The following is a 22,220-nucleotide window of genomic DNA, read 5'->3' on the forward strand; positions in this document are numbered from 1 at the left end:
AAACCGATAACATTCCCTATGTATATCAAATAAGTGGGCATTTAACCCGTCCTCACGCCCCGCCAGCGACGACCAGCATCTAAGGCAGCCTGTTCAAGCTGCCCACAGCGGAGCCGAGTGCCTCCATTGATACAGGTAAGGAGACATCACCTAAAAGCACAAATTAATAGGAATAGTGTTCTGATTTTTTCATTTTCTTTTTATTTAAGAGAGCACCCAACAGCTTTGCATTGGATTGCTCCAGTGCGTCCTTCGCTTTCAGGACGGTATCGGTTTTTGTTTTTCCGCTTAAGACAACGAGCACGCTTCCATCTGTCTGGTTCGCTAAAATTTGAGCGTCCGCGACAGCTAAGAGCGGAGGAGAATCAAAGATCACCAGACTGAATTGGTCATAGATATCTGATATCAAATCTCCCATTGCTTTCGAGGATAACAGTTCAGCCGGATTCGGCGGCGTCGGTCCGCTTGTCAGCACATATAAGTTATCGATCGGTGTCTTTTGCACCGTTTCACTGAGAGAAGCATTGCCGACCAGCACATTTGTCAGCCCGGTCAAATTTTCAACCTGAAACGTCTGGTTAATTGTCGGTTTTCTTAAATCGGCATCCACCAGCAGCACTTTCTTTTCCTGCTGCTGCGCAAAGACTGCCGCAAGATTCGCTGCACTGAACGATTTTCCTTCACCAGGCACAGAGGAGGTGACGAGAATGGACCGCAAGTTGGTCTGTACGGATGAAAACTCAATGTTTGTCCGAATGGTGCGATATTGTTCCGCAACAATTGATTTATGATGTAAAACGGATATTTGAGCCAAACCTCGCCTTGCTTTCTTTTTTCTAAAGACCACTCACTTCACTCCTCGAAATGTTTTATCCAACCCTGCGATTCCGTTTCTTTTTGACATCAGGGACAGAGCCCAAGCAGGGCAATCCGGTTTTCTCGCTGAGCTGCCGTGCGCTTTTGCACGTATCATCGAGAAAATGCAGAAAAAATGCCAGTGTAATGCCTCCCATCACGGCCGCTCCAAAAGCCATGACCATATTTCTCATCCGGGACGGCTTAATCATTGGGCTTTCAGAAGCCTTCGCCTCTGAAAGAATATGTACGCCTTGCACATTCATTCTTTCATCTACTTCTTTTTCAAACTTGTTCACTAACGTGTTTGCAATCTTAGCCGCTCTCTCCGGATTGTGATCCTGAACGGCAACGGTGATGATTTCCGATTCATTTTCACTGCTGGTCATCACTTTTCCTTTCAGCGAGGAAGCCGATTCAGAAAGATGCAACTCCGCCTTGACCTCTTCCATCAAGGCCGTGCTTTTGATAATCGATTGAAACGTGCTGCTGTATTGAAGATTTCTCTGGATGTCACTGAGATTCGAGTTTTCTTCACCGTCTGATTCATGAATCAGCACTTGAGTCGACGCCTGATAAGTCGGTGAAATGACCTTAAATTGGACAAAACCTGTAATAAAGGTGACGCCTATTGTGATGAGCAGAATCAGCACGAATCTATGTCTGACAATTGCGTATAATTCTTTAAAACTCATATTCTCATTCATATATTCATAGCCTTCAGCCTTCTCACGGCTGGCTTCCCGCGCCCCTTTCTGTTAATGATTGGATTATAAAAGAAAACTTTATTATTTAAAAATTGCAAAATAAGCCAATAAGTTCTCTTTAGAGAACAAAATCATGATTTTCCTCTTATTTACTGCACTTCCCTTATTATTTTAAATTTTATAAAGAACGAATAATTCCTTATAATGAACGAAATAACGACAGGAATAGAGGAGAATTTCATATTATGATTGGAAGAATTATCCGCTTGTACCGCAAAAGAAAAGGCTATTCTATTAATCAGCTGGCTATTGAGTCAGGCGTTTCTAAATCCTATTTAAGCAAGATTGAAAGAGGCGTTCATACGAATCCATCCGTTCAATTTTTGAAAAAAGTATCAGCAACCCTGGATGTCGAATTAACAGAATTATTTGACGCTGAAACGATGATGTATCAAAAAATCAGCGGCGGAGAGGAAGAATGGCGTGTGCATCTTGTACAAGCTGTTCAAGCCGGAATGGAAAAGGAAGAATTGTTCACTTTTACGAACAAGCTAAAGAAAGGGGAGCCTGAAACCGCCTCCTACCGAAACCGAAAGCTGACAGAATCGAATATAGAAGAGTGGAAAGCGCTGATGGCGGAAGCGAGAGAAATCGGCCTGACGGTTCAGGAAGTCAAATCCTTTTTAAAAACGATGGGAAAATGAATATCGTAGAAGGGCTGAGGTTCGCATCATCAGGACAAATCTGTTTATAATGGGGGAAAAAGGGAGAGAATGCTATGTCTGAATCAATGGTCAAAACGCAATACGGCACAGTGAAAGGCATTTCAAAAAACGGTGTCCACATATGGAAAGGCATCCCCTACGCAAAGCCGCCCGTCGGACAATTGCGGTTTAAAGCACCTGAGCCGCCGGCGGCCTGGGAAGGTGTACTGGACGCAACTGCGTACGGCCCGGTTTGCCCGCAGCCGCCTGATTTACTGTCATATTCATACCCTGAACTCCCCCGCCAGTCTGAGGACTGCCTGTATGTAAATGTATTTGCACCTGACACTCCGGGCAAAAATCGTCCTGTCATGGTGTGGATTCATGGCGGCACATTTTATCTCGGCGCGGGCAGTGAGCCTTTATACGATGGCTCGAACCTGGCGGCTCAGGGGGATGTCATTGTCGTCACACTGAATTATCGGCTGGGACCATTTGGTTTTTTACATTTATCTTCCATTGATGAAGCGTATTCCAACAACCTTGGACTGCTTGACCAAACCGCGGCTCTGAAATGGGTCAAGGACAATATTTCTGCGTTTGGCGGCGATCCGGAAAATGTAACGGTGTTTGGAGAATCAGCGGGCGGTATGAGCATTGCCGCGCTGCTAGCCATGCCTGCTGCAAAAGGCCTGTTCCAGAAAGCAATCTTAGAAAGCGGCTCTTCCCGAACCATGACAGAAGAAAAAGCGGCAAGCACCGCGCATGCTTTTTTACGAACCCTTGGAATTGACGGTCACCATTTGGACAGGCTTCATACTATGTCTGCGGAAGATTTGCTTAAAGCCGCCGACCAGCTGCGAAAAAACGAAAATGAAAATATCTTTCAGCTGTTATTCCAGCCTGCCCTTGATCCGAAAACACTGCCTGCTGAGCCGGAGAAAGCCATCGCTGAAGGGGCTGCTGACGGCATTCCGCTGTTAATCGGAACAAATCGTGATGAAGGGTATTTATTTTTTACGCCGGATTCAGAAGTTCACTCTCAGGAAACAATTGATGAAGCGCTTGAGTATCTATTGGGTCAGCCGCTGGCAAAGAAAGCGGCCGATCTGTATCCGCGCTCTCTCGAAAGCCAAATTCATATCATGACGGATTTGCTGTTTTGGCGCCCGGCCGTCGCCTGCGCTTCCGCCCAATCCCGTTACGCACCTGTCTGGATGTACCGATTCGATTGGCACCCGGACAAGCCGCCGTACAATAAAGCGGTTCACGCACTGGAACTGCCGTTTGTGTTCGGCAATCTAAACGGACTGAAACGAATGGTACAAGCAGACATTACGGATGAGGTCAAACAGCTTCCACACACGATACAATCAGCGTGGCTTGCCTTCGCAAAAACAGGAAGTCCAAGCTGCGAAGATGTACAATGGCCGGCTTATACTGAAGACAAACGAGAAACCTTGATTTTGGATTCCGAACTTTCTATTGAGCACGATCCTGATGGTGAGAAGCGGAAAAAACTATTACACTCGTAAGGAGAATCACATGGGAAAAACAGGCTGCATGGGTGCCGTCATCGTTGTGGCAGCATGTATCTTCATTTTATCAGCAGTCGTTTATTTACAAGACACCGCCTATTACCAGCCCATCCGCTGGATTGGGATCCTACTGTTTTTCGCGGGTATTGTGATGGTGCCCACATACTCAGCAAAAAGAAAACCCGGTAAAGAGAAGTCATTCTCTCTTTACCGGGTTTTTGTTTTCTTACAATTTCCCTGCGCGAATATCGTCTGTCATTCCTTTATAAGGCGCCTTAGAAATGACTTCCTCATTATCGGCTCCCTCATTTTTCAGAAATGTAATGTCAGCAAATTCGGGCACTACGTATTTGGGATAGGTTTCGTATTTCTCGCGTGATTCCTTCATCAGGTCAATGTGGTCATTTTGGTAGCAGACCGTAATTTCAGGATGTTCATGCACCCATTTTGGGAAGAAAATAATGCCGTGCATCCGTTTTTCATTCGGCATAAAGTTTAATGAAACATCTGTACCTGTCGGCTCTGTCCAAGACACTTTATATACGCCCTCTGTCAGTTTGACAATGTTCACTTCCTGATCCCGAACCCAGCGTCCGGCCACCATTCCGCTATGAATTCTATAATCAATTGTATGGTCATTTTTAATATAAATCTCGTATTCCCAACCGTTTTCGTAAGTATAAATCATGTGGCTTCCGATAAAGTTTTCCATATTTCACACTCTCCTTAGTCTTTTACTCTACTTCATAAATGTCTAATCGAACGTAATCAGGGGTTCTTTCTGCGGAACCGATAAACAAGCGGTCATGCAGCCATTGATAGGTTTCACTGCCTGTCTCAAATGTCGGCACCGTGCGGAAATAAACATGCTCGGTGTCAATCACTTCCCCGGCCGCTGCTCGTGTTCGGAACGGCTCGCTGACTTGCCGTATTCCATTGTTTTCAAGGTAAATCAGCTCATGATCTGCTGTTTCTATGACATATCTGGCAGATAAATCTGTTCTGCCGTCAGCGCGAATAATTTGCGAATCAGCTCCGCCAGGCAAAATACGTCCTTCCACTTCTCCGGTTACTGTTCCCGATCGAATCGGAATCCATCGTCTCAGCCCTAAACCTGTCTCACCAATGGTGATTGGAGGATCAACCTTAATGTCTAGGGAGACGAATTTCTTTAAAACTGGCTTCTTCATAAGCACCACCTGATCTTCAGAAGAAATCATGTAACTATTTACATGTTTACTTTAACACCATTGCATGAGGCTGTCAAACGATAAGAACACAAAAAAAACAAGAGCCGATTACATACAGCCCTTGTTGAATGGTTCATTTTGATAGGTAAGATACGTGCTGACCGTGCTTTTTGCGAGGCAATCAGAGGAATCGATAATCGGAATATCACCGTGAACATGATCTAACACTGTGTTTAAATCTGTGCAAGCCGAAATGATGAGATCCGCTCTTTTACTGATTTCCAAATATAGCTCCCGCCATATGTCCTGAGTTTTCTGAACATGATTCGGCTGTTTGATCGCGGCGATGAGCTGATTGACTTCCCGCTGCCAATGTGTCTCATGAATAAACTCATATCCCCCCGCCTTCAAACCTTTTTGATAAAGACAGGATTGTATGGTTGAGTCCGTTCCTAAAACAGCCACTTTTTGCGCTGAATCCAGGAGCGCCTTCATCGTTTCCTCAATGATATGTAACAAAGGAATCGACAATGCTTGCTGGATGTCTTCGAAATAGACATGCGCCGTATTACAAGGAAGAGAAATAAAGTCCGCACCGGTCTTCTCCAGCTTGACGGCCCCATCGATAATCGCTTTTTTCATTTCATTATGATCGATAGGGCGATCGACATAAAAAGGGGTCGGACAGGAATAAATCATCATTTGCGGGTAATCGATATCATGTGAAGCGCCATATAGCTTCTGACAGTAATCAATGACCTTATCTAAAAATGGAGAGGTCGATTTCGGGCCCATTCCAGCTAATATCCCAATCATCAAATTCATTCCTTTCTAATTCGTCCGGACCGCTTCTCCCTCTGTTCCGTCCTGATAAACGATAAAACTTTTCGCAGTATCATCCCCTAACATAAATTCAACTTCAACAGGCAATGATTGCAGAAAGAAACGGGTTTCCGAGGAAGGAAATAATTCAAACCTCATCTGTCCGGTGATTTGCAGATAAAGCCGCTCATTCTCAGCTGTCACCGTCGCAGCGGTACCATCGTGAAAGGAGTAGCTGCCAACATAGCGGATGTAAATCGCTGTATCAATTTCTTTTTTCTTTTTATCAGCTGGACGTTCAGGGATCTTATAAGGCTGGTCAAATAAAATATTCTCCGCTGCCTTCAGTATCGCTTGTTCATAATCAGCATCCTGTTCCATATTGCTCAAATAGATCAGCGTTTTACCATGATCTATATATCGGATCATCATCGTCGAATAGCCGGGCCACCCTCCGCTATGGCTGACAATCCGCCCTTTTTCAGGACTGTTTTGCAGCACCCAGCCAAATCCGTAGTCAACCGTTTCCCCATTGCTCAGTTGTACAGGAGAAAATGCGGCTTCCTTAGAAGCCTTGCTGATCAATTTGTCCTGATATAAAGCCTGATCAAATCGAAATAAATCGCTTGTGACAGAATTCACTGTACCGTCTCCCTGTATTCTATCCAGATACACAACATAGCTCGTTTCCTCCAGGTCATCTGGAAGAACGTACTGGCCGGAATGCACATCATACACATATCCATACGCATAGTCATCGATCTGCTCAGGACGCAGCCTCCTGTTATATACTCTCGTGTTCGCCATACCGACCGGGGTGAAAATATGCTGTTTCAAAAAATCCGCATAGCTCATGCCGGATGCCTTCTCAATCAAAACTGCCAGCAGCACATACCCCGTATTGCTGTACAGCCAGCCTTCATTCGGAGCAAAATAGCAAGGAGGCTGCTCATTCATCAGCATATCCACTACATCCTGATTCACTGCGACTCTGCTTTTATCCCAATTGACAAAAAAACACTCTATATATTCCGGAAGCCCGGACGTATGGTTCAATAAGTGCCGTATCGTAACGCCTTCATATGGAAATCCAGGAATCCAGCGCTCCACCTTATCCTCATAACCAAGCATCCCTTTCTCCTCCAATAAAACAACTGCCAGCGCTGTAAAAGGCTTTGATAGTGATGCCAGCTCAAACAAAGAATTTTCTTGCAAAAACCGTTTTTCCGGCAAATCCGCATAACCGAAAGCGTGATGGTATAAGATGCCGCCATCCTCTGCAGCTAAAACCGCCCCGTTGAAATGATTTCTTTCGCCTAATGTTTCAAATAAAGTCTTAAGGTCATTCCTTTTATCCTGCTTCATTGTTTCACCTCCCCTTTTTTGTACGATACTGAGCTATTAATGTTTCAATTATTTTGAAAATATAAAAAAAGCTGATCAATCCTCAAACAGGAAAAATCAACTTTAGATTTACACGAATCAAAAATCCCTTTTTACGCAGTCGGAGAAGGAACTCTGGCGGCTGCAAAACGGGTTCTCGGAGTTGCTTGAATGACTCCGGCGGCAGTACTTCTCATTGCAACTGTCACCGTATCTCCGGCGTTTAACTGAAGAATTTCCGTAATGGCTACGACAGCCGGGAGATTCCCTGCTTGAAATGTGTTATTTCCGCCTATCACATCTTGATTCACAAGAAATACGACTTCTAAGTTGAAGTCAACAATCGCATTCGTTTGAAACTCAACTGATGCGTTAAGAGAATATACGCCTGCTGTTCTCGGTGAAAATGTAGAAGTGTTGGGGTTATATTCATTCGCCAAATCAAATTCTACATTTTGAAATAAGACTCCGCTAGCTGCATTTGCAGCCACTGACAGATTCGCATTGCTGGTGGCTCTGAAAGCAGAAATAGGCTGGTTCGTATCTGATGTAATTGGTGCGAAGAGCTGGTTTTGTTGAGTGGATGGGGTATTTCCATTTCTGCCTTGCATGACACTTGGTGATAAAAGAGGTTCCGGTCGATCGTTTCTCTTAATCCATTTAGTTGGCCGTGGCGGCATTGACTTATTCCTCCTTATACGTTTTCTTTCCGCTTCTATCATTTGTTTGCTTTCGCAATACATTATTATATTGATCGTTACAGGGTTTGAAACGGTATCTGCCCGACTAAACTCAAAACAAAAATGAAAGCTGCTAGTTCCAAAACGGATTACTGCCTCTATTACAAGACCTATAAAAAAGATATAAGATCAATTCACATTTTAAATTGCGATTACGAGAATTACCAATGGCAATATCGTTTGGTATCCCCTGTTATCTGCGGGTACAGCCAGCATCATCACCGCGATGAGAGCCACAAAAAAGCCGGGATACCATCCTCCCGGCCTTTCCAGCTTATTTACCTGTTTCCGCAAAACGTTTGAGCCGCTCACCGATTTCGTCACGAACACGCTGAAAGAACGCCCATTTTTCCGCTTCGGATCCTTCCGCTTTTGCAGGGTCATCAAAGCCCCAGTGCTCGCGCTTGACGTGAGGCGGCGTCATCGGGCATTTATCAGCCGCGTCTCCGCAAAGCGTCACGACAAGATCAGCACTGTTTAAAATAGCCGGATCGATGATATCTGATGTTTGGCCGGATATGTCGATCCCCGCTTCCTTCATCGCTTTTACAGCATTCGGATTGAGCCCATGCGCTTCGATCCCCGCGCTGTATACGTTCCATTCATCTTCTAGATATTGTTTCGCCCAGCCTTCAGCCATTTGGCTGCGGCAGGAGTTGCCCGTGCATAAAAAGTAGATGGTTTTTTTAGGCATGTTTGTTCATCTCCCAAATGTTTTAGTGAATGATCAATAACCAGATATAAAGGCCGAATAGAGTAATCAGCAGGGTCGGAACCGTCAGGATAATCCCTGTTTTCACGTATGTCCCCCAAGAGATTTTCACTCCTTTTTGGGCGAGAACATGAAGCCATAACAGCGTCGCCAGCGACCCAATCGGCGTGATTTTCGGTCCCAGATCAGAACCGATGACATTTGCATAAATTAAGGCTTCTCTCATTATTCCATGTGTATCTGTACCGGCTATCGCAATAGCATCAATCATGACGGTCGGCATGTTATTCATTACCGATGATAAAATAGCCGCGATAAAACCCATTCCAATGGTCCCCGCCAATAGCCCCTGATCTGCGGCTGTCTGTATAAGGCTGGACAGAAGGTCTGTTAAGCCGGCGTTTCTTAACCCGTACACGACGACATACATCCCAATGGAAAAAAACACAATCGCCCACGGTGCCCCTTTGACCACCTGCTTCGTATGAACGGCCGGGCTTTTCTTCGCCATAATAAGAAAGAAAACAGCCACCGCACCGGCGATAAAGGATACGGGGATGGACCATATTTCGCTTACAAAATAACCGATTAATAACATGCCCAGCACAAGCCAAGACATACGAAACATGTTTATATCTTTAATGGCGTCAGCCGGTCTCTTCACCTGACTGAGATCATAATGTTTCGGAATCCCTTTTCTGAAAAATAAGTATAAAACGAGTATGCTTGCCGCAAGCGAAAAGAGATTCGGGACAATCATCCGTGCCGCATATTCAATGAAACCGACGTGAAAGAAATCGGCCGACACGATATTGACCAAATTGCTGACCACAAGCGGAAGCGATGTTGTATCAGCGATAAACCCGCTCGCGATAATAAATGGGAACACCAGCTTTTCTTCAAAACGCAAAGCCCGCATCATCGCAAGCACAATTGGCGTTAAAATAAGCGCCGCACCGTCATTGGCAAAAAACGCCGCCACGACAGCGCCTAAAACGGAAATATAAATAAACATACGCAGGCCGCTTCCTTTAGCCGCCTTTGCCATATGCAAAGCAGCCCATTCAAAAAAGCCAATGTGGTCTAAAATGAGCGAGATGAGAATGATCGCCACAAACGCCAGAGTGGCATTCCATACAATGCCCGTAACGTCCGCCACATCCTTCACGCTCACAACCCCCACAAGCAAAGCCAAAACCGCTCCCCCGCAGGCTGACCAGCCAATAGACAGATGTTTCGGCTGCCAAATAACAAAAATAAGTGTAAGAATAAAGATCATTGCTGCTAAAACCGCTGAACTCAAACGAGAACCTCCTACTTACAAGAAACTTGAGTTTCTTTTTTCTGAATAGACTGCAACACGTCATCATTTGCTCTGATGTGACCGAGAATCGATTGAATCAATCCATACTCAGGACAAGCCGAATTAATTGAATAAAACCGCCACTGTCCCTTTTTCTCTTCATTTACAAATCCAGCCTGTTTCAGCTTCCGCAAATGCTGGCTGATAGCTGGCTGGCTCATGTCAAACATCTCGACAAACTGGCAGACACAGTATGTTTTTTCCTCCAGCTTCTTCATGATCAAAAGCCTGGTTTGATCATGAAGAAGCTTCAGGCAGCGACTGATTTCAGTAGATGTCAAGGCATGCTTCATGAAAGCATCAGCTCCCTTCCGCGTTCATTGTATAATCCACTGAATATATAAGTCAATACTTATATAATAGAAGAAATAGGACCTCCGCTTAAAATTTTTTTTACGGAAATGGCTTTATTTATACTGTCGTTATTGATGAATTTACATTTTTCATCACTTTTGTGTTGTTCGGATAGGCTTGATAAAAAGGAACTTTATACCCATGCGAAAGCTTGTGATAACCTATAGAAGATGTAAAGAAATAATCAGCCTGATTAGTCCATAAGACCTGTACTCTTAAAATCTTTTTATTCATTTTCTATCAAACAAAAGAGGAAAATAGACCCGTTGAAATAAGGTCCAGTGTCTAATAGAATAATGTCGAAAAGTAAATTACGCAGGTTTGTTACTGATAAAGCAGGCAAGACCTAAAATGTGTTAAGGGCAAAGTGTATTCTTTGGCGTCACCCTTTACATATTTTAGGTCTTTTTTTATTGCACGTAACCGACTTGCCACTCAACAGGAGGGCTGGAAGAAAGCAGACCGCTAACACAGTACATAAAAAAGGAGACATGAACGATGAACATCAAAAAGTTTGCCAAACAGGCAACAGCATTAACCTTTACAACCGCACTGCTGGCAGGAGGCGCGACTCAAGCGTTTGCGAAAGAAGCAGATCACAAACCGTATAAAGAGACATACGGCATTTCCCATATTACCCGCCACGACATGCTGCAAATCCCTGAACAGCAAAAGAATGAAAAATATCAGGTGCCTGAATTTGACCAATCGAAGATTAAAAACATCTCTTCCGCAAAAGGTTTGGACGTGTGGGACAGCTGGCCATTGCAAAACGCGGACGGCACAGTCGCAAACTATCACGGCTATCACATTGTCTTTGCATTAGCCGGAGACCCTAAAAACGCGGATGACACATCAATTTACATGTTCTATCAAAAAGTTGGCGAGACTTCCATTGACAGCTGGAAAAACGCAGGCCGTGTCTTTAAAGACAGTGACAAGTTTGACGCAAATGATCCCATCTTAAAAGATCAAACACAAGAATGGTCAGGATCAGCTACATTTACATCCGATGGCAAAATCCGTTTATTCTACACTGACTTTTCCGGTAAACATTACGGCAAACAAACACTGACAACTGCGCAGGTTAACGTGTCAACTTCAGACAGTTCTCTTACGATTAACGGTGTAGAAGATCACAAATCAATTTTTGACGGGGACGGCAAAACGTATCAAAATGTTCAACAGTTCATTGATGAGGGCAACTATAGTTCAGGCGATAACCATACGCTGAGAGATCCTCACTATGTGGAAGATCACGGCCGCAAATACCTGGTATTTGAAGCAAACACAGGAACTGAAGACGGCTACCAAGGCGAAGAATCTTTATTTAACAAAGCTTATTATGGCAAAAGCTCATCATTCTTCCGTCAAGAAAGTCAAAAACTTCTGCAAAGCGATAAAAAACGCACTGCAGAATTAGCTAACGGCGCACTTGGCATTATTGAGCTTAACGATGACTACACATTGAAGAAAGTCATGAAGCCGCTAATCACGTCTAACACAGTGACTGACGAAATCGAACGTGCGAATGTCTTTAAAATGAACGGCAAATGGTATCTGTTCACTGACTCTAGAGGATCAAAAATGACAATCGACGGCATTACGTCTAACGATATTTACATGCTGGGTTATGTTTCCAACTCCTTAACAGGCCCGTACAAGCCGCTGAACAAAACCGGCCTTGTGCTGAAAATGGATCTTGATCCTAACGATGTGACCTTTACTTACTCACACTTTGCCGTACCACAAGCTGAAGGTAACAATGTCGTTATTACAAGCTACATGACAAACAGAGGCTTCTATGCAGACAAGCAGGCAACGTTCGCGCCAAGCTTCTTATTGAACATCAAAGGCAAAAAGACATCTGTTGTGAAAAACAGCATCCTTGAACAAGGCCAACTAACAGTTAACAAATAAACGCAAAAGAAAATGCCGATACCCTATTGGCATTTTCTTTTATTTCTTTATTAAAATCTAAAGCGGAGAAACCGAAATGACATATAAAAAAACATGCAAATGGTCAGCGGTATTCCTCATCTTTTTAGGAATCCTTTTGTTTATAGACCTATGGCCAAAAGAGGAACCGGTCAAAAAATCAAAATCAACCCATAAGCCGGACTACCGGGCGGCATATCATTTTACGGCTCCTGACAAATGGAAAAACGACCCACAAAAACCCATCTATTTCGATGGAAAGTATCATTACTATTATCTGTATAACGGGGATTATCCAAACGGCAACGGCACGGAATGGCGGCATGCCGTATCAGAGGATTTGGTGCATTGGACAGATGAAGGCGTGGCGATTCCCAAATACACAAATCCAAACGGCGACATCTGGACCGGATCATTCGTCATCGATAAAGAAAATACAGCCGGCTTTGGCAAAAATGCACTTGTCGCCATTGTGACTCAGCCTTCAGCCAAAGACAAAAAGCAGGAGCAGCATTTATGGTACAGCACAGACAAAGGGAAGACATTTAAGCCCTACACTGATGATCCCATTATGCCCAATCCGGGGACAAATGATTTCAGAGACCCTAAAGTCATATGGGATGATCAGGATCATAAATGGGTAATGGTCATGGCCGAAGGAACAAAAATCGGCTTTTATGAATCCGATAATTTAAAGGATTGGCAGTACACAAGCGGTTTTATTACGAAGCAGGCAGGCATGATCGAATGCCCCGACCTATACATGATGCGGGCAAGTGACGGGACGACGAAGTGGATTCTCGGCGCAAGCGCAAACGGGAAACCGTGGGGCAAACCCAATACGTACGCCTACTGGACCGGAGGCTTTGACGGAAAAGAATTTTCTGCTGATCAAACCGAACCCCAATGGCTTGATTACGGATTTGACTGGTATGGGGGCGTAACGTTTGAGGACGGGAAAGAAACAGATCAATTGAATAAGCGTTACGCGCTGGCTTGGATGAATAATTGGGATTACGCGAATAACACGCCGACCAGAAAAAATGGCTTTAACGGCACAGATTCAATCGTGCGTGAAATCCGGCTTCAGCAGCAGGACGGCACATACAGCCTCGTCTCACAGCCTGTTGAAGCATTGCAGCAGCTTTCAGCTTCCACTGACGAAGTGAAAGAACTGCGTGTCAGCGGCTCCAAAACCCTATCCATAACAGGCGATACGTATCAGCTGGATATGGATCTTTCTTGGTCAGACATGAAAAACGCCGGCGTCCGGCTGAGAGAATCGGCAGACAAAAAACGCCATATTGATGTCGGCATATTTGCTGAAGGCGGCTATGCGTATGTCAACAGAGCTTTCACAGACCAGCCTGATAAAAGCAAAAGGTTCGTTGAAAGCAAAGCGCCCTATGACAGCAGCAAACAAAATGTGCACTTAAAAATACTCGTTGATAAAACAACGATAGAAGTGTTTGTCGGTGACGGGAAAACCGTTTTCTCAAATGAAGTGTTCCCAAAATCCGAGGATAAAGGCATTACACTTTTTTCTGAAGGCGGCTCAGCTTCCTTTACAAATATAAAAGTGAAACATTTCGATACGATTCATCAATAAAAACAGATGCAGCGCTTGCTGCATCTGTTTTTATTGTGAGAGCCGAAAGCAATCAGCAGGTGCGTATTGTCTGTTTCATATTGGGCATTGTAAGAAATATAAGGCTTGTTTCTAAGGAGGAAGCGGATGTCTAAACAAGGAAATTTTCAAAAATCGATGTCGCTGTTTGATCTGATTTTGATCGGGATGGGAGCTATCTTTGGATCAGCATGGCTGTTCGCTGTCAGTAATGTCGCTTCAAAAGCAGGACCCTCCGGCGCTTTTTCCTGGATTATGGGAGGAGCCATTATTCTGTTAATCGGACTGGTGTACGCGGAGCTCGGAGCCGCTTTGCCCCGCACTGGAGGCATCATCAGGTATCCGGTTTATTCACACGGCCATCTGGTCGGCTATTTAATTTCATTTGTCACAATTGTCGCTTACACAAGCCTGATTTCGATTGAAGTCACAGCTGTCCGGCAATATGTGGCCTATTGGTTTCCGGGCCTGACCAAAGAGGGCTCTGACTCCCCGACTATCGCAGGCTGGATTTTGCAGTTTGCCTTGCTCTGCTTGTTTTTCCTGCTGAATTATTGGAGCGTCAAAACCTTTGCTAAGGCCAATTTCATTATTTCTATTTTTAAATATATCGTTCCGGTCACGATCATTATTGTGCTGATTTTTCATTTTCAGCCAGGGAACTTATCGGTTGAAGGGTTTGCGCCTTTTGGTTTTACAGGCATACAGGCCGCCATTTCGACCGGGGGTGTCATGTTTGCGTATCTCGGGCTGCACCCTATCGTATCTGTTGCCGGCGAGGTGCAAAACCCGAAGCGTAACATCCCAATCGCATTAATTATCTGTATTATCGTTTCCACCATCATTTATACTATTTTGCAAGTTACCTTTATCGGTGCGATTCCGACAGAAACACTGAAAAACGGTTGGCCGGCAATCGGCCGTGAGTTTTCATTGCCGTTTAAAGATATTGCGGTCATGCTTGGTTTAGGATGGCTTGCAACGCTTGTCATTCTGGATGCGATCCTGTCCCCCGGAGGAAATGGGAATATATTTATGAATACGACGTCTCGTCTCGTTTACGCCTGGGCACGGAACGGCACGTTATTCCGTGTATTTTCAAAGGTCAATCAAGAAACCGGTACCCCCCGGGCGTCTCTATGGCTTTCGTTCGGTCTCTCGATATTCTGGACGCTTCCCTTTCCTTCGTGGAACGCGCTCGTCAATGTTTGTTCTGTTGCCTTAATCCTTTCTTATGCGATTGCGCCGATTTCTTCAGCCGCACTGAGAGTAAATGCGAAGGACTTAAACAGGCCATTTTATTTAAAAGGAATGAGCATTATCGGGCCGCTTTCATTTATATTTACGGCGTTTATTGTGTACTGGTCAGGATGGACAACCGTTTCCTGGCTTCTCGGCTCACAGCTCGTCATGTTTTTGATCTATCTCTGCTTCAGCAAATACGCGCCTAAAGAAGATGTAAGCCTTGCCCAGCAGCTGAAATCAGCCTGGTGGCTCGTCGGATTTTATGTCATGATGCTGATTTTTTCCTATATCGGCTCTTTCGGGCATGGCCTAGGCTTGATCAGCAATCCCATCGATCTCATTTTGGTTGCTGTCGGCTCGCTTGCGATTTATTATTGGGCAAAGTATACCGGGCTCCCGAAAGCCGCGATTGATTATGATAAATAAAGAAGCAGGAGTTTCTCTTGCTTCTTTTTTCGCTTTACAAACGCCATCACTCGAGATAAAATGAATGATAGTCAGTCATTACAGGAGGTGTTCCTCATGCCAAAACAAACATCAGGAAAATATGAAAAGATTCTGCAGGCGGCGATTGAAGTCATTTCTGAAAAGGGACTCGATAAGGCCTCCATCTCAGATATCGTAAAAAAAGCCGGGACTGCCCAAGGAACGTTTTATTTATATTTTTCATCCAAAAATGCTTTGATTCCGGCCATAGCGGAAAACCTTCTCACTCACACGCTAGAGCAAATCAAAGGAAGACTGAATGGCGAGGAAGATTTTTGGACCGTCTTACAAACCTTAATTGATGAGACGTTTCACATCACAGAGCGCCATAAAGATATTATTGTCCTTTGCTATTCGGGGCTTGCCATCGACCATTCCATGGAAAAATGGGAGACCATTTATCAGCCTTATTATTCCTGGCTTGAGAACATCATCAACAAGGCGATCGACAGCCAAGATGTGATCGAAGGCATCAATGCAAAGTGGACGGCAAGAACCATCATCAATTTAGTTGAGAACACAGCAGAACGGTTTTATATCGGGTTTGAACAAGATGAAAATCTTGAAGTATCTAAAAAAGAAATTTTTACATTCTTAAAACGGAGCTTAGATAAAGCTTAAAAAATGACTGGGTGACACCGCTCATTTTTTAATATCTAAAAATGACTGACGTTCATTCATAAAAAGAGGTGTTTATGTTGTATTGGATGCTTGTTTTAATAGCAGGGCTTCTAGAAGTGGTTTGGGCCTCCTCCCTCAAACATGCGGATTCGCTTTTTGATTGGATTATCGTTTTTCTATTAATAGCGATAAGCTTTATACTGTTAATCCGCTCTTATCGAAAAATCCCTATGGCCGCGGCGTATACCGTATTTGTCGGAATTGGAACGGTCGGAACCTACACGACCGGAATCTACTTAGGCGAATCCTTCTCAGAAGCCCAAATCTTCTTTTTAATGCTGCTGCTAGCCGGCATTTTAGGAATGAAGCTTTTCACAAAAGAAAGTAAAACTCAGCCGAGAGGTGAAAAATAATGGCGTGGTTTTTATTATTCATTGCGGGTATAGAAGAAATTATAGCTGCCATCGCCATGAAATATATAGACGGCACAAAGAAAAAATGGCCGATTATTGTGATGACTGCCGGATTTGCTTTATCTTTTTACTGCCTTTCACAGGCCATGCAAATCCTGCCATCCGGTGTTGCTTATGCCGTTTGGACCGGTATAGGCAGCATAGGCGTAACAGCAGTCAGCCTGATTTGGTTTAAGGAACGGTTTCAGCTTTCTCAGCTGATTTCTCTTTGCCTGATCCTTGCCGGTGTCATCGGCCTGCGTCTTACGTCTTAATCATAAAAGGCATATACAGATAGCTGTATATGCCTTTTATCTTTTACTCATCATCTTGATGTTTATGAAGGTGAAGCGGCGGCGGGATCAGCCAGCCCTTGTTTTTCAGCAGCCTTAAGTATTTTGCTCCTGTTGCTGCCTTGCTCATATGAAATTGCCCAAACATCATGGCGATGTCTTCGCGAATCGACTGCCCCATAATTTTGCTGCATGTCACAAGACCGGCTGCATTCTGCGCCGCTGCAGATGCGGCCACATCCGGATCGAGAAACCGCGCGCCCGGCGGAATCTCGTTTAGATCTGCGTCCGGCGGCTCAGGAGAAGCAGGCGGAAGCCCCACGCCATTTTCTTTCAGGATATTGCTGACCTGTTTGATTTCATCTTGGCATTTCTCGATGGACTCACGAAGCAGCTTCTTTAAATCGCCATCACCAACATGATGCAATAACATCTGGTAATTGCCGATCATTTTATTTCCCGCCATTACATAACTCCACAAACTGAATACCTCACCGTAATGCATCGGTTCTTCTTGCGGATTACCGCTTAAAATTCCCATTGTCATCCTCCTTAGCAAATTCAATACTGTTCATTTACCTACGATGCCCTGCAGGGGGAAAATTATGTATTTGCGAGAATGTTTTCTTGTACAACACAAAAAAGACAAGAGCGGCAATCGCCAAACCCTTGTCTTTCCTGTTGTTCTATTGGACGCGCTCGGAGGGATTCGAACCCCCGACAGACGTGGTACCGGAAACCATTAAAGAGCTTCTTAACATCTGTAAATTTGTTGGTTTCATTTTAAAGTTCCGTATTTCAACATTATTATAATTTATCCTTTAAATCAGCTATTAATTGTTGTCGAAATAAGGGTTCGGTAGTTATCTTTTGAAGAAATGGCTGGTAAACATGATCAATCCATAACATATCTAAACGATTCATGTCCTCAATAAAAAAGGCCAATGAGATGGAATCTGACGCAGTTTCTTTAAAAATAGCCGACGTCATAACAAATAAGGTAGAGCCGCCTTTATACCAAATACGATTCTCAGCTTGAGGGTTCGGCGGCCCTGTTATCTCATCTAATAATCCTTTTTCCACTTCACTTAAAAGGTCCCCAGTCCCCAGACGGTACATTAAGCTGGCGTAGTTTTCGCTGGATGAGGATGGAAGTTTCCTCGTGAACTCCTTTTGTATCTCAATATGATTGGCAGAAGGAAGTGAGGATATTAACGGAGCAGCTTTACCATGCACAAGGGCATCGAAAGTTTCCCCTGAAATCTCCATGAAATATTTTTGCTTCATCTCTTTCATATAACCAGAGATTTCTTTCGTTTTTTTCTTTTTATATTTTTTCAGATAAGGAGCGACTAACATCGAAGAGTTTATGGAAAAAACAGGTGTGTGGTTATCAGGCAAATATTTATCAATTATTTTTTGGATATTGTCTTTTCCGACCCTTAAGTAAATATAATCGGTACATGCATTTGAACTGTATCTCATCATACCAATGAGTACTTCTTTCATCGTCACAGTTTGACCAATATTCTCTTTGCTCTTCCAATTGTCGTGTGCTCCTCCGTCAGTGTTCGGAATATAAAATTTATCTATTTCAATGATACTGACAGTATCATTGAAACTTATCTGATTTTTTCTGACCTCATGCACAAATGCCAGTAAAAAAAGGATTTTCACTGTGCTGGCTAAGGGAAACATCTTACTTCCATTATGATTTAAAAGGATTTGATCGTTCTGTATAATAGTGAGTGAAAAGCGTTCAGGATGAGAAAACATAAAACGTGTCAAATCCTCAACCGTTCTATTTCGATCCCTTCTTTTCAAAAATGCAGCTAAACCAAAAAACCCGAATAAAAAAACAGCTACTATCAATATTAAAACAATGAGGAACAAACTATTACCCCTTTCTTTGTTGCTGATTAAGTCCGCATGCCCCATGATTACATTGCCCATGAGGAATTATTTTCCTTTTTGAGGCAATCAAATCATATATCCTATCGCTAACATGAAACAACTTAGCTAAGAGTAATATCATATACAATACCCATAGCGGAATAACCCGCTTGCTTATTTCGATAAAAGTATCTGCACCAGAGACGATGCTTTTTTCCAACGTCTTTCCATGCATCCGTTTTTCTAATTCATCTATACCCACCTCATCAATAATAGACGTTGTCCCATCACGAAAGGACTCGAAAACAATTAAATTGAGCCAGTCCGCCCTCTCGATACGTTTTTTTGTTTTTGTACATAACGGGCACCATGCATCATAGTATACAGTCATTTTCCAGTGGGCTTGAATTTTCCGCATTACTTTTTTCCTTACCATCCAATTAAGATTATGTTTTATTTGCTGATAAGTAGAGAATATGCGATTGTACTCCTTATCGGTAAAAATCACTAACTCAATCGCAATCATGACAATAGAAAATGAATATAATCCCATTCCAAATGCAATACCTAAATGCAGTAAACAAACCATTAAGACAGCAAGCCATTTTGTTTTTTTGTTTATAATTAGAAAAGGAAAAGCAATTTTTAATAACACACTAGAATAACAAATCACAACACTTAAATAGATGTGTTGACTGACTAACGACTCAAGAAAAGGCATCGCAACCGTTTTAACTTGTGATATATAGTATAAGGCTGTTCCATTATTCCAAGTTTCACCCATAATCTGATAAATAGCAGATGTGACATATACAATACTAACTTGCATAACACAAAACAAAACAACAAAGTACTGAATAATATTAGCGATAGTTTTCCTACAGTCAGTTACATAAGCCTCTTTTTTTCGCAACGCTGCATCTATAGAAAAATATTTTGTAGTATTCGCAAACAAGAGATAAAAAAGTGTAATTATCATTAAATTGTCGCCACCGTCTCCAATATATGAGAAACGAACATATAACGAATAGAACAAAACATAATTCAAGATTCCCATGAGCCGGCCTTTAAAACCAAGAGTAAATAGAATTGCTGACACAATGCCAACGTGATATACCGCATCAAAGTAATTTAAGGATGAAGTTACATTATACAATGAGTATGTAGTTGGTTTCATAACATTATGAAATGTATTAATACCATAATCGGAAAACAAGAAATGCCTTTGATTGTAATGGATTAAATAAAAATATAAAATGAGCAAACCAAATACGATGCGAAGCAAGCTCACCCCAATATAAAAACGTTCTTTTGAAAAATATTCGATAACTCTGTTAGTGATACTGTTATTCATAATGTTCCTCCACTCTCATTAAAAAAATGGAACCACTTTATTATTGAACGTTTTCCATTCAAATGTAGTGCTTTGTTCTAATTTCTCTTCTTTATCATTGTTATCTCGTAGAGAAAACGGAATCGGTTTCACTGTATCTATTCTTACTCTTATTCTTTTTATTGTTTTAGGATTGTAAATAGATTTAGCATACGAACTTGCATAACGATATACATTTTCCTCGCCAATTTTTTGACTCTTCTCTATTTCCTTTGTTATAGCTTTTACCTGTTTATCATTTTCATCTGCTTTTTTAACGTATTGAAAAATGACATCATCTTGATTCGTTCCAAAAATATCAGAAGAAAGTCCATCTATAATTCTAACAATTCGATTGTAAGGGGTTACGATTTTAGTGTGATTTTGGTCTTTTAAGGGGGTTGAAATGTCAATCCACTCGTTCTTTCCCCTCGCTTTTCCAGTATCAACCTCCATATATATATTTGTATTAGTTGTAATAGGGTCTGGCGCAAATAGGTGCCAGTTCTGTTGGAATAAAGTATTTGTATAACGATCAGAAACAGGTTTGACCGCAAGAGCTAACGGATTAGGGGGTAATACAGTAGAAAAAATTAAAAAGAAATGTGCAATGAAAGTAAATAATAAAATAAACAACAAACCGATAATTAAAGTTTTATTTTTTCTCATCAAAATCCCCTCTATTAAAAAAAGGGAGACTATGATAATCCCCCTTTCTTATCAATTATTTTTTGTCAAAGATAACATCCATATCTTGTACTTCTTCGTTTGAAGGTTTAGTTATACCTAACCCTCCATTGTCTAAAAACATATTCAAAGCTTTGCCTCCATAATGCTTTGCAGCTTCAGTCCCATAAACCCAGGCTTTTTGAGCTAAGTTTCCAATGCCTGCTGCATTAGCATCTTTGCCCTCCTGAGAGACATTTTCCAGTTCAACTTTTTTTGTCTCTAATGTTGCGGCTGAAGCTGAAGAATACATTACAGATCCCAGAATCCCAGTTCCAATAGTAACAGCTATAACAAATCTTTTAAGTTTCACAAAAATCCTCCTTTTATTTGTATTCAAATCCAATATTAGGAATAATTGTTTAATATGTCAAATCTTTAAAACTAATTTAAATGTGTAATTTTATAGGTATAAATAATCTCAATTTCTATGAATTTATTGAATTGATTCGTTTAATATAAATCTAAAGTGTAGTTTTTTTGACTATATTTTATATTCAGAATATAAATAATAAACTAAAATGGGTATTAAGAACTTTTTTATTCGGATATTAATTCCATATAATTGATATTCGTTAAAATAGTGCTATCAAATCATTACCTTTAGGATTTTCCATTTAATCAACGGTATGTTATATTTTACAGCGTATCGCAATACTCAGCTGAAACCATTAAGGTTATAAAGGAGATTTTAAATGAGGAAATCTAGTAATATCTGGGCAGTTGCAGTGATTATTGGGACAATCATTACCTTATTTTCATTCGTCTTCCTACGTGATACTGACTATTATGCTGTCCGGTGGGTAGGAGTCGTTATTATGGTTGTAGGATTTGTTTGTGGCCCGACCTACATAGCACCAAAAAATAAAAATAATCGTAAAAAAGATACCCAGTAGGTTGATCTTAGCCCTGTCAAGTAGACAGTTATAAATAACCTAAGTAACCAGTCTATTATGTTATTCTACCGAAGTACATTAGTTGCTTAGGTTTTTCTGGAATCGTTGATGATAGAACTGAATGATCTTTAAGGTTCTTATGTAGCTCTTTTTCAGTTTGGCATGAGGAAAACTATGGTGTGAGGAAAAACAATTCGATACACTAACCAGACAGTTATCCTTATAAGAATGACTAAAGGGTTCGAATGGAGATTTGCCACCTTGCCATTCGAACCCTTTGAGTCTTGCACCATAGTATCATTA

At 42.2% G+C, this 22,220-nt stretch carries 22 protein-coding genes and 2 pseudogenes; 9 read left to right on the forward strand and 15 right to left on the reverse strand.

Features of this window, described 5'->3' with window-relative positions; genetic code table 11:
• Positions 1–163: 163 nt before the first annotated feature.
• Positions 164–847, reverse strand: a complete 684-nt coding sequence (epsB, locus tag NST56_RS18335; protein ID WP_168748808.1) for a protein tyrosine kinase EpsB — start codon at positions 845–847, stop codon at positions 164–166.
• Between the two features lie 5 nt (positions 848–852).
• A pseudogene (locus NST56_RS18340) lies at positions 853–1,562 on the reverse strand (YveK family protein).
• A gap of 245 nt (positions 1,563–1,807) precedes the next feature.
• Between NST56_RS18340 and NST56_RS18345 the strand changes: the two are divergent.
• The 3 genes and pseudogenes from NST56_RS18345 to NST56_RS18355 form a co-directional block, all read left to right on the forward strand.
• A complete protein-coding gene (locus NST56_RS18345; protein WP_010331959.1) occupies positions 1,808–2,266 on the forward strand; it encodes a helix-turn-helix domain-containing protein in 459 nt (152 codons plus the stop codon).
• A gap of 74 nt (positions 2,267–2,340) precedes the next feature.
• Positions 2,341–3,801: a carboxylesterase/lipase family protein gene (locus tag NST56_RS18350; protein WP_339178300.1), complete on the forward strand. Its 1,461-nt coding sequence runs from the start codon at positions 2,341–2,343 to the stop codon at positions 3,799–3,801.
• A gap of 10 nt (positions 3,802–3,811) precedes the next feature.
• Positions 3,812–4,000 (forward strand): annotated as a pseudogene (locus NST56_RS18355) (hypothetical protein); the annotation flags it as partial.
• Between the two features lie 30 nt (positions 4,001–4,030).
• Here the strand turns inward: NST56_RS18355 and padC are convergent.
• The 8 genes from padC to NST56_RS18395 form a co-directional block, all read right to left on the reverse strand.
• On the reverse strand, positions 4,031–4,516 hold the full coding sequence (gene padC, locus NST56_RS18360) for a phenolic acid decarboxylase (protein ID WP_268447116.1): 486 nt from the start codon (positions 4,514–4,516) through the stop codon (positions 4,031–4,033).
• Positions 4,517–4,538: 22 nt separating this feature from the next.
• Positions 4,539–4,994 (reverse strand): DUF3237 domain-containing protein, encoded by a 456-nt coding sequence (locus NST56_RS18365; RefSeq protein WP_026014613.1) that lies wholly within the window; start codon positions 4,992–4,994, stop codon positions 4,539–4,541.
• 108 nt (positions 4,995–5,102) lie between these two features.
• Positions 5,103–5,810, reverse strand: a complete 708-nt coding sequence (locus tag NST56_RS18370; RefSeq protein ID WP_339178304.1) for an amino acid racemase — start codon at positions 5,808–5,810, stop codon at positions 5,103–5,105.
• Positions 5,811–5,825: 15 nt separating this feature from the next.
• Positions 5,826–7,181, reverse strand: a complete 1,356-nt coding sequence (locus NST56_RS18375; RefSeq protein WP_339178307.1) for a serine hydrolase — start codon at positions 7,179–7,181, stop codon at positions 5,826–5,828.
• Between the two features lie 131 nt (positions 7,182–7,312).
• A complete protein-coding gene (locus NST56_RS18380; protein WP_339178309.1) occupies positions 7,313–7,879 on the reverse strand; it encodes a hypothetical protein in 567 nt (188 codons plus the stop codon).
• Between the two features lie 334 nt (positions 7,880–8,213).
• On the reverse strand, positions 8,214–8,633 hold the full coding sequence (arsC, locus tag NST56_RS18385; RefSeq protein ID WP_168748814.1) for an arsenate reductase (thioredoxin): 420 nt from the start codon (positions 8,631–8,633) through the stop codon (positions 8,214–8,216).
• Between the two features lie 22 nt (positions 8,634–8,655).
• On the reverse strand, positions 8,656–9,954 hold the full coding sequence (locus tag NST56_RS18390; RefSeq protein WP_339178313.1) for an arsenic transporter: 1,299 nt from the start codon (positions 9,952–9,954) through the stop codon (positions 8,656–8,658).
• Between the two features lie 11 nt (positions 9,955–9,965).
• Entirely contained in the window at positions 9,966–10,307 is a 342-nt protein-coding gene (locus tag NST56_RS18395; RefSeq protein WP_268472085.1) for a metalloregulator ArsR/SmtB family transcription factor, read from the reverse strand.
• A 559-nt stretch (positions 10,308–10,866) separates the two neighbouring features.
• Here NST56_RS18395 and sacB point away from each other — a divergent pair.
• The 6 genes from sacB to NST56_RS18425 all read left to right on the forward strand — a co-directional run bounded on the left by sacB (position 10,867) and on the right by NST56_RS18425 (position 17,012).
• Positions 10,867–12,288 carry a levansucrase gene (gene sacB, locus NST56_RS18400; protein ID WP_010331970.1) on the forward strand — a complete coding sequence of 474 codons (1,422 nt, stop codon included), beginning with the start codon at positions 10,867–10,869 and terminating at the stop codon, positions 12,286–12,288.
• 76 nt (positions 12,289–12,364) lie between these two features.
• Complete coding sequence (locus NST56_RS18405; protein ID WP_339178318.1) at positions 12,365–13,915, forward strand: glycoside hydrolase family 32 protein; 1,551 nt, start codon at positions 12,365–12,367, stop codon at positions 13,913–13,915.
• A gap of 126 nt (positions 13,916–14,041) precedes the next feature.
• Positions 14,042–15,604, forward strand: a complete 1,563-nt coding sequence (aspP, locus tag NST56_RS18410) for an aspartate/proton symporter AspP (protein WP_229149345.1) — start codon at positions 14,042–14,044, stop codon at positions 15,602–15,604.
• 96 nt (positions 15,605–15,700) lie between these two features.
• Positions 15,701–16,285, forward strand: a complete 585-nt coding sequence (locus tag NST56_RS18415; RefSeq protein ID WP_168748818.1) for a TetR family transcriptional regulator — start codon at positions 15,701–15,703, stop codon at positions 16,283–16,285.
• A gap of 77 nt (positions 16,286–16,362) precedes the next feature.
• Entirely contained in the window at positions 16,363–16,698 is a 336-nt protein-coding gene (locus NST56_RS18420) for a multidrug efflux SMR transporter (protein WP_339182290.1), read from the forward strand.
• On the forward strand, positions 16,698–17,012 hold the full coding sequence (locus NST56_RS18425) for a multidrug efflux SMR transporter (RefSeq protein ID WP_029441074.1): 315 nt from the start codon (positions 16,698–16,700) through the stop codon (positions 17,010–17,012). Before NST56_RS18420 ends, NST56_RS18425 begins: the two co-directional genes overlap by 1 nt.
• A gap of 43 nt (positions 17,013–17,055) precedes the next feature.
• Here the strand turns inward: NST56_RS18425 and NST56_RS18430 are convergent, their stop codons facing one another.
• From NST56_RS18430 to NST56_RS18450, 5 genes are all read right to left on the reverse strand, one after another.
• Positions 17,056–17,571, reverse strand: coding sequence for a DUF3231 family protein (locus tag NST56_RS18430; RefSeq protein WP_339178324.1), 516 nt, complete (start codon positions 17,569–17,571; stop codon positions 17,056–17,058).
• Positions 17,572–17,837: 266 nt separating this feature from the next.
• A complete protein-coding gene (locus NST56_RS18435) occupies positions 17,838–18,983 on the reverse strand; it encodes a serine hydrolase (RefSeq protein WP_326191768.1) in 1,146 nt (381 codons plus the stop codon).
• Positions 18,928–20,277 carry a DCC1-like thiol-disulfide oxidoreductase family protein gene (locus NST56_RS18440; protein ID WP_268449901.1) on the reverse strand — a complete coding sequence of 450 codons (1,350 nt, stop codon included), beginning with the start codon at positions 20,275–20,277 and terminating at the stop codon, positions 18,928–18,930. Before NST56_RS18440 ends, NST56_RS18435 begins: the two co-directional genes overlap by 56 nt.
• A gap of 18 nt (positions 20,278–20,295) precedes the next feature.
• Positions 20,296–20,964 carry a DUF5819 family protein gene (locus NST56_RS18445; protein WP_229149355.1) on the reverse strand — a complete coding sequence of 223 codons (669 nt, stop codon included), beginning with the start codon at positions 20,962–20,964 and terminating at the stop codon, positions 20,296–20,298.
• A 55-nt stretch (positions 20,965–21,019) separates the two neighbouring features.
• Positions 21,020–21,334, reverse strand: a complete 315-nt coding sequence (locus tag NST56_RS18450; protein WP_229149357.1) for a hypothetical protein — start codon at positions 21,332–21,334, stop codon at positions 21,020–21,022.
• Between the last annotated feature and the right edge of the window lie 886 nt (positions 21,335–22,220).

This window comes from Bacillus sp. FSL R5-0560, from assembly GCF_037966305.1.
Taxonomy (GTDB): Bacteria; Bacillota; Bacilli; order Bacillales; family Bacillaceae; genus Bacillus; species Bacillus mojavensis.